Source organism: Methylorubrum rhodesianum, from assembly GCF_014199985.1.
GTDB classification, from domain to species: Bacteria; Pseudomonadota; Alphaproteobacteria; order Rhizobiales; family Beijerinckiaceae; genus Methylobacterium; species Methylobacterium rhodesianum.
In genome coordinates this window covers 397,759-411,056 of the sequence record NZ_JACHOS010000003.1, presented here as the reverse complement: position 1 = coordinate 411,056, position 13,298 = coordinate 397,759, and the positions used below count along the sequence as shown (strand labels likewise).

Below are 13,298 nucleotides of genomic sequence, written 5' to 3'. Positions count from 1 at the left end.
GCATGCCGAGCCTGAGCCTGCGCATCCTCGGCTGCGGCTCGTCCGGCGGCGTGCCGCGGGTCGGCTACGGCTGGGGCGCCTGCGACCCGGCCGACCCGCGCAACCGCCGCCGCCGCTGCTCGCTGCTGGTCGAGCGGCGGCAGGGAAGCGGTCGTGAGCAAGACGGCCACTCGCAAGGGGAGGGGACCACCACGGTGCTGGTCGACACCTCGCCGGACCTGCGCGAGCAGCTCATCGATGCCGGCGTCACCCGCCTCGACGCCCTGCTCTACACCCACGCCCACGCCGACCACACCCACGGCATCGACGACGTGCGCCCGCTCGTCATCCACATGCGCCGGCGCATCCCGGTCCACGCCGACCCCCTCACGCGCGCCATGCTGATCAAGCGGTTCGGCTACGCCTTCGAGACGCCGCCGGGCAGCCTCTACCCGCCGATCCTCGACCTGCACGAACTGCAGGCAGCCGAACCGCTGACCATCGCCGGCGCGGGCGGCCCGATCGAGGCGGAGGCCTTCAGCATGGAGCACGGCAACGAGATCGCCCACGGATTCCACTTCGGCCCCGCCGCCTACGCGCCGGATGTGAGCGTGATGCCCGAGGCGGCCAAGGCCCGCCTGCACGGCCTCGATCTGCTCATCATCGATGCCCTGCGCGAGACCCCTCACCCGTCGCACTACTCGGTCTCGGACGCGCTGGCGCTGATCGAGGAGGTCGCGCCGCGCCGCGCCATCCTGACGAACCTCCACACCGACCTCGACTACGCGACGCTGGCCAGGAAGCTGCCGGCGAACGTGGTGCCGGCCCATGACGGGCTGACGGCGACGGTCGATCTCTGAGGCGTCAGGCGCGAACGCCGCGCAGCTCGGGCCGGAAGAACAGGCCGGCCTTGAGGCTGTCGCCGATGCGGTGCGCGCGCTCGACGATCGCGCCCGCGATCTCCGGCTCGAAGACCTCCCTGACGGTCTCCTCGAACAGGCCGAGCCAGCGCGCGAAATGCGCCGGGTCGATTCCCTCGATGCCGAGATGGCGGCCGAACGGGTTGCCCTTGTAGCGGCCGGTCTTCAGCAGCACCGAAGACCAGAAGTCGCGGATCGTGGCGAGATGGCGCGGCCACGCCTCGTCCGGGATCTTTCGGGCGAAGACAGGCCCGATCAGCGGGTCGCGGCGCACCCGGGCGTAGAACGCGTCGAGGAAGGCGGCGAGCGCCGCCTCGGTCAATTCGGCCTGCTTCATGGGACGGCCCGATTAGGCGGGGAGGGGGCCTTCTGAACGGAAAAGCCACCCTGCCCCAGTCAGTTCCGGTGTCAGCCCCGGTGTCAGTTCCGGGCGAGCGAGGGCTGGATCAGGCCGGCACCGACGAGGATCTGGGCAGCGGCGGCCTTGGCGAGCTGGCGGTAGCCGGCATCGGTCATGTGAAGGCCGTCGGGGCCGATCATCTGGGCCGGGGTCATCAGGCCGTGGGTGACCCAGGACTGCATCAGGGCGCGGCGGCGGATCACCGGCACGCCGAGTTCGGCGGCCAGGGCGTGCAGCGCCTCGCCGTAGCGCTCGGCACCTGCCACGCCCGTGAGCTTCTGGCACCATTGCTGGTCCATCACCACCACGTCGGCCCCGGTCGCTCGGATCGCCAGAATGCCCGCACGGGTCAGCTCGACGAAGCGCTCGAGCGGGACGCCCGCGAGCGGATCGTTGCTGCCGGTCTGCCAGACCACGAGATCCGGCCGCTCGGCCAGCACGTCGCGCTCCAGACGCCGCGCCATCGCCTCGGAGGTGTCGCCGCCCTTGCCGCGGTTGATCACGGTGATGGAGCGGCGGCTCGACGCGCCGATCTGCAGGCGCTCCTCGAGGTCGCGCTCCAGCAGGGCAGGGTAGGCCATGGCCGGCGACGAGGCGCCCGCCCCTTCCGTCGAGGAGGAGCCGAAGGCCACGATCCGCACGTCGCCGTCCCGTCCGAGCAGGGAGGCGAGCCGGGCGAGCTTGGCCGGCAGGCGCTCGCTGGAGGTCGGTTTCTGCAGCGCCGGGAGCGATGCCGAGACGGGCGGCGCATCGGGTTGCGCGCCGGCCCCGGAGACGCCGAGCGGGCCGGCGAGGGCGCTGGCGAGGATCAGGCCGGGAAGCGTGCGTGAGGACAGCATGCGGGACGACATGGCGAACGGTTGCCCGACGATTGTGACGTTTGCGAGGGATTCACCGCAAGTCCCGCACCGGCATCGGCGGTCGCGTCGGCAACCGTGAGCGAAGGGCCGGGAAAATGCCGGGAATTTATAGTTAACGAAACCCGAAAGGCGGCCTGCACCCGTCTTCATGTTCCATAATATATCTTATGCGAACAGCTCGGATGCAGTCACTTGAGGCTTGGGCGGCGAGGCATCGGTGCCGGATCGGGCGCCCGGGCGTCCGTCTCATACCGTTTCCGGCTGATCGCTTCGGTTCAGCCCCACCCCCGTCATCCCGGGGCCGCACAGCGGAACCCGGGATCCACCCGCGATACGCGGCTGGAACATGGCGTTCGGCCCAATCGTGGATTCCGGGTTCGCCTACGGCGCCCCGGAATGACGGGAAGCAGCACCGAAGGAATCAACCGGAAACAGTATCGCCCGTGCCGATCGAAGGTGCCCTGCCCTCACGCGGACACCCTATCCCTCGGTCAGGCCGCGGCCGGCGCGGGGCCGGTGGCGAAGACGAGGCGGACCACGGTGCCGCCCTCGTTGGCGTAGGTCAGCGTGCCGTCGAGCTGGGCGGCCAGGCCCTGGACGATCCGGAAGCCGAGGCTGCGGCTCGCCGCCGGGTCGAAACCGGCGGGGATGCCCGGACCGTCGTCGGCGATGCTGAGGGCCGCCTGTCCGCCCTCGAGGGTTTCCAGCCGGATGGTGATGGTGCCGCGCCCGCTCGCCTGGAAGGCATGCTTCAGGGCATTCGTCACCACCTCGACCACGAGGAGCGAGAGGGTGGTGAGGCGGGCGAGATTGAGGCGCACCGGCGGAACGTCGACGAGGCAGACGATGTTGCGCGCCCCCGTGGCGTCGAGCAGGTCGGTGCAGAGCTCCTGCAGGTACTGGCCGATGGGCAGGTCGACCAGGGCCGGGTCGTAGAGGCGGCGATGGATGCGCGCGATCGTCTCCAGCCGGGTCTGCGCCTCGTCGAAGACGCCGACCGCTTCCTGCGGGTTCTCGACGACCTTGCGCCGTTGCAGGGCGAGCAGGGCCGCCACGAACTGCATGTTGTTGGCGACCCGGTGCTGCAGCTCCTGGAACATGGTGCGCTGCTGCTCGTAGAGCTGCGCGCTCACCGCCCGCTCCGCGCCCAGGCGCTCGCCCGCGACGCGCATCAGGTGGATGAGCGCGATGTCGACGGCGACGATGAAGGCGTAGAAGGCGAGTGCCAGCCCGGTCTGCGCATCGAGCAGGAAGGTGTTGGCCTCGCCGATGAAGAGGTACCACGCGGCGAGCCCCGAGAGCACCGCGCAAACGATCCCCGGCCGCAGGCCGAAGAAGAACGTCGTCAGGATCACCGCCGGGAAGAAGGTCAGGAACGGAAAGCCCGGCGGCAGCACGTCGTCCAGGGCGTGGCGCAGGGCCACCGCGGCACCCGTCGCGCCCAGGGCGGCGACGTCGCCGAGCCAAAGCGGCACGGGCCGCCGTCCGAGGGCGGGGGTGAGGGGAGACGACATGTGGACGAGAAAGATCCGCAGATGTGATTCGAAAGAACTCTAGCGGTTTTTCAAGCCCGATCTGTGACCCATCCAACCCTGCGCAGATTTTTCGGCCGCCCTCCGGACAGTAACGGCTGAGATGATCTTCGATCCTTCCTCGCAGATCGGGCGGATCAGCCCCCCTCCCCTGCGCTGATCCTGCTCCGCGTTCAAAGACTTCTGCCCTCAAAGACGCCTGCCCTGGCTCCCGACCCGCGCCGGGCGCCGCCCGGCGGTCTCGGCGATGAGGATGCCGCCGAGCACGAGAAGCAGCGCCAGCGTCTCGGCCCCGCCGAAGGGTTCACCCGCCAGCAGGACGGCGAGCCCCGCACCGAAGACCGGCACGAGGTTCACGAACAGTCCGGCCCGGTTCGGCCCGATCAGCTCGACGCCGCGGATGAAGGAGAGCTGCGCCAGCAGAGAGGGACCGAGCGCGACGAAGGCGACGATGGCCCAGGCCGTCGCGGTGGTGGGCCAGATCGAGCGGCCGAGCGCCCATTCGGCGGCCAGCGGCGGCAGCGAGGTGAGGAGAGCGGCCAGCGCCAAAGCGGTGAAGAAGGCGAGCCCCGACACCGCCGGCCGCCCGGCCAGCGCCACGGTGTAGCCGGCATAGACGAGGCTTGCGACGAGCATCAGCCCGTCGCCGAGATTGAGGCCAAGATGGGCCAGCACCGCGAGATCGCCGTGGGTCGTCGCCACCGCGACGCCCACCAGCGTAATTGCGGCGCCCAGCAGCTGCCCGGCCCGGACCGGCACCCGCCGCACGACGAAGTTCAGCGCCATGACGAAGACCGGGATCGCCCCCTGGATCAGGGAGACGTTGACCGCGCTGGTATAGGTGCTGGCGGCGTAGAACAGGCTCGCGAAGATCGTGAAGCCGCAGGCCCCCATCAGGAACAGGTAGGGCCAGCGCTGCATCAGCCGGTCCCGGTCCGCCAGGATGGCGCGGCGCGCCACCACCGCCAGCACCGCGAAGGCGAAGGCCCAGCGCAGGGTGGTCAGCACCTGCGGCGAGACCGCGCCGACCGCCCATTTGCCGGCCACCGTGTTGCCCGCCCATAGCAGGGTGGTCAGCGTCAGGATCGGGTAGGCCGCTGCGGAGGCGCGGGCGCCGGGGGTGCCTTGGGTCACGCGGGGAAATCCGTGCTCGGGGCTCGTTGCGATCCGATGCCATGCCGGGACGGAGCCGGGATAGCGGGGGGAGGGCACGGCACCCATTCCGTGATGGGATCGTCCCCCGCCGCCGACGGGTTCACCCGTTCGTCGGCTTGACGTAACCCCCTCGCCTGCCCGACTCCTCCCACCGCACCGGAGCCGAACCCCTGCCCACGCACCGCCCCTCGCGCCGCCACGCCGACCTCGGACCCGACTTCTCCGACGTCGTGGCGCCCGCCGACTTCCCATCGGCGATCCTGCGCTACCGCAATCAGGCCTGGGCGCGGCGGATCGGGCTCGACGATCTGTCGGACGCGCAATGGATCGCGCATTTCGCGCGCTTCACCCCCCTGCCCGGCTCGTTCGAGCGGCCGCTGGCGCTGCGGTATCACGGCCACCAGTTCCGCTCCTACAACCCCGATCTCGGCGACGGGCGCGGCTTCCTGTTCGCGCAACTCCACGACCTGCGCGACGGGCGGCTGCTCGATCTCGGCACCAAGGGCAGCGGCACGACGCCCTGGTCGCGCGGGGCGGACGGGCGGCTCACCCTGAAGGGCGGCGTGCGCGAGGTGCTCGCCACCGCCATGCTGGAGGCGCTCGGCGTCGAGACCTCGAAGTCGTTCAGCCTGATCGAGACCGGCGAGGCGCTGGAGCGGGGCGACGAGCCCTCCCCGGCTCGCTCGGCGGTGCTGGTGCGCCTCTCGCATTCCCATCTGCGCATCGGCACCTTCCAGCGCTTCCTGTTCCTCGAACAGCCCGAGGCGATCGCCCGCCTCGTCGACCACGTGGTCGAGACCTCCTATCCCGGCATCCGGGAGGCCGAGCCGGCCGAGCGGGCGGCCCGGTTCTTCGAGGCGATGACGGCGCGGGTGGCGCGGATGGGCGCGCAGTGGATGGCCGCGGGCTTCGTTCACGGCGTGCTCAACACCGACAACATCAACGTCACCGGCGAGAGCTTCGATTACGGCCCCTGGCGCTTCGCGCCGTATCACGACCCGTCCTTCACCGCCGCCTATTTCGACGAATGGGGCCTCTACAGCTTCGGCCGCCAGCCCGAGGCCCTGTTCTGGAACCTGAGCCGGCTGGCCGACTGTCTGCTCGGCCTCGTGCCGAAGGAGCGGCTGGAGGCGGGGCTGAAGACCTTCGGCCCGGCGCTCCAGGACGCCTTCGCCGAGACACTCCTGCTCCGGCTCGGCGTCACACCGATCGACGGGGAGGGCGAGGGGGCGGTCCACCGGCTGGTGGGCGCGTTCTGGGCCTTCCTGGAGAAGAGCCGCGCCCCGTTCGAGCAGGTGTTCTTCGACTGGCGCGGCGGCTTGGCGAGCGAGCCCCGCGCGGCCCGGAGCCCGGCGGGTGAGCACTATGCCAGCGACGCCTTCCGCCCGGTCCACGCCGCGCTGCAGGCGATGCGGCCGTCCGCGACGGCCAACCTTGACCATCCCTACTTCGCCCGCGAAAAGCCCTGCACGATGCTGATCGACGAGGTCGAGGCGCTCTGGGCGCCGATCGCGGAGGCCGACGACTGGTCGGCGCTTCACGCCAAGCTGGCCGAGATCGAGACGATGGCCGGGGCCTACGGCACCCGCCCCCTGCCCCCGGAGGCCTGAGAGCATGGCGCAGCGCTTCGTCCTGCGAGGCCGGATCGCCCTCGTCACGGGGGCGGCGAGCGGCATCGGCGCGGCGCTGAGCCTCGCGCTCGCGGAACGCGGCTGCGCCCTGGCGCTCGCCGACCGGGACGCACCGGGCCTCGCCGAGACGGCGCGGGCCGCCCGCGCCGCCGGCGTCGCGGTCAGCGAGCACGTCCTCGATCTCGCCGACCGCGAGGCGTTGCTCGCCCTGCCGGAGGCGGTCCGGACCCGTCACGGCGGCCTGCAGCTTCTCGTCAACAATGCCGGCGTGGCGCTCGGCGGCCGGTTCGAGGAGACGCATCCGGCCGATATCGACTGGCTGATGGACGTGAACCTGCACGCGGTGATGCGGCTGACCCATGCCTGCCTGCCGCTGCTGCGGGCCGAGCCCCAGGCGCAGATCGTCAACCTGTCGAGCGTGTTCGGCATCATCGCGCCGGCGGGGCAGGCGGCCTACGCGGCGAGCAAGTTCGCGGTGCGCGGCTTCACCGAGGCCCTGCGCCACGAATTCGAGGGCACCGGGCTCGGCGTGACGCTCGTGCATCCGGGCGGTGTCGCCACCGCCATCGCCCGCAACGCCCGCACGCCCCGCGCCATGGATCCGCGGGCCGCCGCCGAGGGGCTCGCTGCCTTCGAGCGCCTGCTGACCCTGCGCCCGGAGGCGGCCGCCGCCGCGATCCTGCGCGGGATCGAGGCGCGGGCGCCCCGCGTGGTGATCGGCGCCGACGCCCGCCGCGCCCTGCTGATCCAGCGCCTGATGCCGGTGCGCTACTGGTCGCTGATCCGCCGCGCCGTTCGAGACACGTGACTTCGGGATCGTGACCATGGCGAGCCTGCGCGCTCATATCTACGACCTCGCCATCCGCCTCGCGGTGAAGCGGCGGCTCGGGAACACCCTCGATGTCTACGCGATCCGCCGCGCCTTCGAGGGCGCCCGGTTCCCGGAGCCGCCCGGCGTCGCCTTTACCCCCGGCGAAGTCGGCGGCGTGCCCGGCGAGTGGGCGCAGGTCAAAGGAAGGGAGGGCGAGCGCCCCACCCTGCTCTATCTCCACGGGGGCGGCTTCATCGCCTGCTCGGCGCAGGTCTATCGTCCGGTCACCGGGCGCTTCGCCAGGGCCGGCTTCCGGGTGTTCACGCCGGATTACCGGCTGGCGCCGGAGCATCCCTTCCCCGCCGCGGTCGAGGATTGCACCGCCGTCTGGAGCGCGCTGGCGCAGGCCGGGCCGGCGGTCGTCGCCGGGGATTCGGCGGGCGGCACCCTGGCACTGGTCACGATCATCGAGGCGCGCCGCCTCGGGCTGAGGCCGCCCGCGGCGGCGGCCCTGTTCTCGCCGGCCACCGATCTGATCGGCCGCAGCGCCTCGTTCCGCGCGAACTGCCGCCGCGACGCGATGTTCCGGCCGGAATCGCTGATGCGGCTCGTGCCGGCCTATCTCTCCGGCGCCGATCCCGCCGACCCGCGCGCCTCGCCGATCGAGGCCGACTTCGCGGGTTTCCCGCCGCTCCTGATCCATGTCGGCGCCCGCGAGCTCCTGCGCGACGATTCCCTGCGGCTGGCCGAGAAGGCTAAGGCCGCGGGCGTGCCGGTCGAACTCACCGTCTTCCCCGTGGTGGCGCATGCCTGGCAACTCGCCGAGAGCTTCCTGCCCGAGGCACGCCGCTCCCTCGATGCGGCGGCGATCTTCCTGCGCCGCGCCCTGCCCGACAGCGCCCACCGAACGGAGGACGCGGCGTGAACGAGGCGCCCCTCGATCTCGTCATCGTCGGCGCCGGCTTCTCCGGCCTCGCCATGGCGATCCGCGCGCGGCAGGCCGGGTTCGAGCGCCTCCTCGTGCTGGAGAAGGCCGCGGGCGTCGGCGGCACGTGGCGGGAGAACACCTATCCGGGCGCCGCCTGCGACGTCCCCTCGCATCTCTACTCGCTCTCCTTCGCCCCGAAATCCGACTGGTCGCGCCTGTTCGCGCCGCAATCCGAGATCGCGGCCTATCTCGAGGGCCTCGTGGCCGAGCACGGCCTCGCGCCGCTCCTGCGCCTGGAGACCCGCGTGGGGCGCGCCGTCTTCGACGCGGCGGCGGGCCTGTGGCGGGTCGAGACCGACCGAGGGACGGTCGCGGCGCGCGTGCTCGTGGGCGCGATGGGCGCCCTGCACCACCCGGCCCTGCCCCGCCTGCCCGGCCTGGAGACCTTCGCCGGCACCGCCTTCCACTCGGCGACCTGGGATCACTCCTGCGATCTGCGGGACAAGCGCGTCGGCGTGATCGGCACGGGCGCGAGCGCGGTCCAGTTCGTGCCGGAGATCGTCGATCGCGTCGCCCATCTCACCCAGTTCCAGCGCTCGGCCCCCTGGATCCTGCCCCGCGGCGACCGCCCGGTAGGGAACGGGCGCCGACGCCTCATGCGGCTTTCACCCCTGCGCCGGCTCTACCGTGCCTCGCTGTTCTGGCGCCGCGAGGTCGCGGCCTTCGCCGGTTTCACCCGCGTCTCGCGCGTCACCGCGCTCGCCGAGGCCATGGCCCGCCGCCACCTCGCCGCCTCGGTCGCCGACCCGGATCTGCGCCGGCAGCTGACGCCGGACTACCGCCTCGGCTGCAAGCGGGTGCTGCTCTCCGACGACTACTATCCGGCGCTGGCCCGCCCCAATGCGAGCCTCGTCACCGCGCCGATCCGCGCGGTTCGGCCCCACGGCATCGTCACTGCGGACGGCGCCGAACACCCCCTCGACGTCCTCATCTTCGCCACCGGCTTCTCCCCCGGCGGCAGCCTGCTGCGCACCGAGGTGATCGGCCGGGACGGCGTGAGCCTGATCCAGGCGTGGAAGGACGGGGCGGATGCCTTCCGCGGCCTCTCGGTGGCGGGCTTTCCGAACTTCTTCCTGCTGCTCGGCCCCAATACCGGGCTCGGCCACAACTCGGTGCTGCTGATGGTCGAGGCGCAGGTCGCTCACGTCCTCGACGCGCTGCAGCGCCTGCACGGCCATTCCGGCGGCGTGCTGGAGGTGCGCCCGCAGGCACAGGCGCGCTTCCGCGCCGAGGTCGATGCGCGGATGCGGGACAGTATCTGGACGCGGGGCGGCTGCGGCAGCTGGTATCTCGACCGTGCGGGCCGCAACCGCACGCTCTGGCCCGGGACGGTGGGCGATTACGTGCGCGGCACCGAGCGGCTGCGGGCGGAGGATTACGACTTCGTCGGTCCTCCAGGGCTCCACCCTGGACCCGCGAAAGGGCTTGCCCTTTCGAAACCCTGATTATCCCGCCCGATCCTGCTTGCGCTCGACCTCCAGGCGCACGCCCCTTCCGGCCAGAAGGATCTCGGCGAGGAAGGCCAGGATCGCCAGGATGGTGCAGACGAGCGCGAGGCCGAAGCAGGCGAACAGCACCGAGGCGGCGGAGGCATCCCTGAGCGCGCCGACGAACAGCGTCAGCACCGCGGCGCCCGTCATCACGCCGCCCAAGCTCGCCAGCACCACGGCGAGGTCGAGCAGGAGCGAGCGCCGCCGCAGGTAGGCGAGACGCCGGTCGAGCACCGCCCGCCCCTCCCCGTTCGCCCCGGGCAGGGTGGCCGAGAGGGCATCGACCTTGTCAGCGACGCGGCCGAGGCGGGTCGAGAACACGTTGAGCAGGGTCGCCAGCGCCGAGAGCAGGAAGGCGGGGGCGAGCGCCACCTGGATGATGTGGGCGATGCTGTCCGGATCGCCCGCCGCGGTCTGGAACATGCCGTCGGACCGCCTCAGGCCCTGCGGGCGCGGCGGCGCTCGCGGAAGATCAGGGCGAGGTTGCGCAGGTAGATGAAGGTCGACAGCCCCTGCCCGATGATGATCACCGGCTCGCGGCGCACGAAGCCGTAGACCAGGGTCATCAGCCCGCCCGCGATCGACAGGAACCAGAACGAGAGCGGCATCACGCTCTTGCCCGCCCGCTCGCTGGCGATCCACTGCAGGATGAAGCGCGAGCCGAACACGAGTTGCGCCGCGATGCCGAACACCAGCCAGAAATCGAAGCGGGTGACGAACACGTCGTAGAAATAGGCCGGGAGATCCTCGGCGAGCTGGATCAGCATGGGGTCACCGGGTCTCGCTCTGCGGCACGTCTTCGGCCCGCGGGGCCGGGCGCCTCCGCCGGATCAGCCACCAGACGCCGGCCAGATCGAGGATGCCGACCCAGAGCCGGTCGAACATCCCGTAATTCGAGCGGCCGGTGAAGCGCGGCCGGTCGACCACGTCGCGGTGGACCACGCCGAACCCCTCGCGGGTGACGAGGGCCGGCATGAAGCGGTGGAGCGCGTCGAAATAGGGCAGCGCGAGGTAGACCTCGCGGCGGAACACCTTGAGCCCGCAACCGGTGTCGCGGGTGGCGTCCTTCAGGATCTTTCCGCGCACGCCGTTGGCGATGCGCGACTGGAACTGCTTCCAGGCGCCTTTCCGGCCAACCCTCTGGCCCTGCGCGAGGCCGACGCCCGCGCCGCCCTGTTCGAGGGCGGCGTAGAGGACGGGGATGAAGGACGGGTCGTTCTGGCCGTCGCCGTCGAGGGTCGCGATGACGGGGGCTCGGGCGCGCAGCACGCCGCTGCGTACCGCCCCGCTCTGGCCGCCGCTGCGGTCATGGCGCACCACCCGGAGCCAGGGGTGCTTTCGCCGCAATCCCTGGAGCGTGGCCAGGGTGTCGTCCGTCGAGCCGTCATCGACGTAGATGACCTCGAAGGGCGCGAGGCTCTGGCAGGCATGGCCGATCTCGGCCACCAGGGCCTCGATGTTGCCGGCCTCGTTCTTCACCGGCACCACCACGCTGAGGCGCGGCGGCTCGGTCTCGCTGATCATGCTCATGGTGTGACGCCCGGCCGCGCGGCGTAGGCGGAGACCCCGACCGGCTTGCCGCCGTTGATGTTGAAGCCGGTGACCCGGCCGGCGGGGCTCAGCGGCTGCCCGCCTTGCGCGGCGGTGAATTCGGCGGCGAACCGGTCCTCGACCAGCACGAGGCGGCAGCCGCCCTCACGCAGGAAGGCGGCGGCCTCCGCGCCGGAATTCAGCATGGCCAGATCCGTGCCGATGGTGAAGACGAGGCTCGGCTCGCGAAGCCCCAGGCTCGCCACCCGCGCCTCCGCGCAGGGCAGGGCGTCGCGGATCGCGGCGAGCCGCGGCGAGACCTTGAGGCTCTGCAGCACCGGCTGGGCCAGGCCGAACACGGCGCCCGACAGCAGCACCGAGGCGGCGACGCCGAGGACCAGAGCGCCCTCCCCGGCGCCGCGGGCGAAGGCGGCCCAGGCCAGGGCGGCGAGGGCGCAGGCGATCAGCAGCAGCGGCAGGGCGGCCAGCGGCAGCACGTGATCGAGGCGCCACGCGGCGAGGCTCAGGCCCAGCGTCAGTCCCACCGGAATCAGCACCACGAGACCCGCCACCCAGCGCGCCCCCGGACGGCGCGGATCGAGCGCGCCGCGCGACAGGGCCAGTACGGTGAGGATCGCCACCGCCGGCATCAGGGGCAGCACGTAGTGCGGCAGCTTGGTCGGCACCGCCTCGAAGATCAGCCACATCGGCACGATCCAGGCGAGCAGCAGCGCCACCGCCTCTTCCCCCCGCCGCGCCCAGGCGAAGGGAATGGCCAGGGCAGCGAAGGCGGCACCGGGCCAGAAGGTGGCGAAGAAGGCGAGCGCGTAGGCGCCGGGCGGGCCCCAGTGCTTCTCGGCGCCGGAGCCGACCTTGCCGAGCATGTCGCGCCCCACCGCCTCGCCGAAGAAGGCGCCGCCGCTCTTCCAGGCGATCGCCAGGAACCAGGGCGCCACGACGGCGAGGGTGAGGACGAGGCCCAGGCGCGGGCGCAGGTCGAGGAGCCAGCGGACCGAGCCCTCGCGCAGGCAGAGGACGAGGGCGGTGAGGCCGGCAAACAGCGGCACCATCGGCCCCTTCACGAGGATACCGAGCGCCAAACCGAGCCAGAAGACGAGCGCCGTTCCGAGCGAGGCGGGGCCGCGCCGCCGCTCCAGCCGGGCCCGCCCGAGCCAGGCGCGGGCGAGCGCACCGAGGGCGGCGACCGAACAGGCGGTGAGGAGCGCGTCGGTCTTGGCGAGCCGGGCTTCGGCCGAGAGCATGATGCAGGCGCCGAAGAGCGCCGCGGCGAGCAGCGCCCGGCGCCGGTCGAGCAGGGCCAAGCCCGCCCAGTAGGTCAGCAGGATCGCCGCCAGCGCGCCGACGAGCGAGGGGATCCGGTAGAGCCCGATCTGCGTGCGGGCCGCCGGCACCCCGAGCGCTTCGCCGACCGCCACAGCGGCGGCCTGCACCCAGTAGATCCCGACCGGCTTCTTGTGGCGCGCCTCGGCCTGGAAGCGGATATCGACGAAATCGCCGGTCTCCAGCATCTGCTTGGAGGCTTGCGCGAAGCGCGGCTCGTCCCGGTCCATCGGCTGGAGCGAGGCGAAGCCCGGCAGGAAGCTCGCGAGCCCGAGACACAGGAGCAGGAGGCAGGCCCGGACATGGCTCGCCGCCCCGAAGGACAGCACCCGGTCCGCAAGGCTCAGCGCACCGGCAAGCGGCCGGAAAAAATCCGTCCGCGGCGCAGCGGACGGGCCGACGCTGAGGCTCGTCATCGGTGGGGACTGCCCGCTTTCGGCACGGTCTGGCTCGGGCGGGAGGGTACGGGCATCGGCGGCTCGGGCGCGCGGGACGATTCAGGCCGGTGGACGGCCCGCATCCGGCCGGGGCGCCGTGTCGGTGATCCCGCCCGGATTGTCAAATGCGGCCGGGCCCTGCGCGACGGCTCCGGCCGGGCTTCGCCGCGAAGCCCCGCCGGACGCGGGGGCGCACGCCGAAAGCAACGCAACCATGCGCGAGG

General features: G+C 72.0%; 13 protein-coding genes. 5 read left to right on the top strand and 8 right to left on the bottom strand.

What is annotated here, in order from left to right:
• Positions 1 to 2: 2 nt before the first annotated feature.
• Positions 3 to 839, top strand: a complete 837-nt coding sequence (locus tag HNR01_RS06500; protein WP_183667165.1) for an MBL fold metallo-hydrolase — start codon at positions 3 to 5, stop codon at positions 837 to 839.
• Positions 840 to 843: 4 nt separating this feature from the next.
• On the opposite strand, the gene HNR01_RS06495 is transcribed toward HNR01_RS06500, so the two are convergent.
• The 4 genes from HNR01_RS06495 to HNR01_RS06480 form a co-directional block, all read right to left on the bottom strand.
• A complete protein-coding gene (locus HNR01_RS06495) occupies positions 844 to 1,236 on the bottom strand; it encodes a group III truncated hemoglobin (protein WP_183667164.1) in 393 nt (130 codons plus the stop codon).
• 83 nt (positions 1,237 to 1,319) lie between these two features.
• A complete protein-coding gene (locus HNR01_RS06490; protein WP_246417406.1) occupies positions 1,320 to 2,138 on the bottom strand; it encodes an SGNH/GDSL hydrolase family protein in 819 nt (272 codons plus the stop codon).
• A 512-nt stretch (positions 2,139 to 2,650) separates the two neighbouring features.
• The gene (locus tag HNR01_RS06485) at positions 2,651 to 3,673 is read right to left on the bottom strand and encodes a sensor histidine kinase (RefSeq protein ID WP_183667163.1); all 1,023 of its coding nucleotides are present in this window, start codon (positions 3,671 to 3,673) and stop codon (positions 2,651 to 2,653) included.
• Positions 3,674 to 3,880: 207 nt separating this feature from the next.
• The gene (locus tag HNR01_RS06480) at positions 3,881 to 4,825 is read right to left on the bottom strand and encodes a DMT family transporter (RefSeq protein ID WP_183667162.1); all 945 of its coding nucleotides are present in this window, start codon (positions 4,823 to 4,825) and stop codon (positions 3,881 to 3,883) included.
• A gap of 191 nt (positions 4,826 to 5,016) precedes the next feature.
• Here HNR01_RS06480 and HNR01_RS06475 point away from each other — a divergent pair, with 191 nt between their 5' ends.
• From HNR01_RS06475 to HNR01_RS06460, 4 genes are read left to right on the top strand one after another with little or no spacing between them, the layout of a single operon-like run.
• Positions 5,017 to 6,456, top strand: coding sequence for a protein adenylyltransferase SelO (locus tag HNR01_RS06475; protein ID WP_026105443.1), 1,440 nt, complete (start codon positions 5,017 to 5,019; stop codon positions 6,454 to 6,456).
• A 4-nt stretch (positions 6,457 to 6,460) separates the two neighbouring features.
• Positions 6,461 to 7,285, top strand: a complete 825-nt coding sequence (locus tag HNR01_RS06470) for an SDR family NAD(P)-dependent oxidoreductase (RefSeq protein WP_183667161.1) — start codon at positions 6,461 to 6,463, stop codon at positions 7,283 to 7,285.
• 16 nt (positions 7,286 to 7,301) lie between these two features.
• A complete protein-coding gene (locus HNR01_RS06465) occupies positions 7,302 to 8,213 on the top strand; it encodes an alpha/beta hydrolase (protein WP_183667160.1) in 912 nt (303 codons plus the stop codon).
• A complete protein-coding gene (locus HNR01_RS06460) occupies positions 8,210 to 9,721 on the top strand; it encodes a flavin-containing monooxygenase (RefSeq protein WP_183667159.1) in 1,512 nt (503 codons plus the stop codon). The genes HNR01_RS06465 and HNR01_RS06460 overlap by 4 nt, the downstream gene beginning before the upstream one ends.
• Here HNR01_RS06460 and HNR01_RS06455 read toward each other — a convergent pair whose 3' ends face one another.
• The 4 genes from HNR01_RS06455 to HNR01_RS06440 are packed head-to-tail and all read right to left on the bottom strand — an operon-like array spanning position 9,722 to position 13,053.
• Positions 9,722 to 10,189 (bottom strand): DUF2721 domain-containing protein, encoded by a 468-nt coding sequence (locus HNR01_RS06455; RefSeq protein ID WP_153874327.1) that lies wholly within the window; start codon positions 10,187 to 10,189, stop codon positions 9,722 to 9,724. It abuts the gene before it with no gap.
• Positions 10,190 to 10,203: 14 nt separating this feature from the next.
• Positions 10,204 to 10,533: a lipid-A-disaccharide synthase N-terminal domain-containing protein gene (locus HNR01_RS06450; RefSeq protein ID WP_012456382.1), complete on the bottom strand. Its 330-nt coding sequence runs from the start codon at positions 10,531 to 10,533 to the stop codon at positions 10,204 to 10,206.
• A 4-nt stretch (positions 10,534 to 10,537) separates the two neighbouring features.
• Positions 10,538 to 11,296 carry a glycosyltransferase family 2 protein gene (locus HNR01_RS06445; protein WP_096486921.1) on the bottom strand — a complete coding sequence of 253 codons (759 nt, stop codon included), beginning with the start codon at positions 11,294 to 11,296 and terminating at the stop codon, positions 10,538 to 10,540.
• The gene (locus tag HNR01_RS06440; RefSeq protein ID WP_183667158.1) at positions 11,293 to 13,053 is read right to left on the bottom strand and encodes an ArnT family glycosyltransferase; all 1,761 of its coding nucleotides are present in this window, start codon (positions 13,051 to 13,053) and stop codon (positions 11,293 to 11,295) included. Before HNR01_RS06440 ends, HNR01_RS06445 begins: the two co-directional genes overlap by 4 nt.
• Between the last annotated feature and the right edge of the window lie 245 nt (positions 13,054 to 13,298).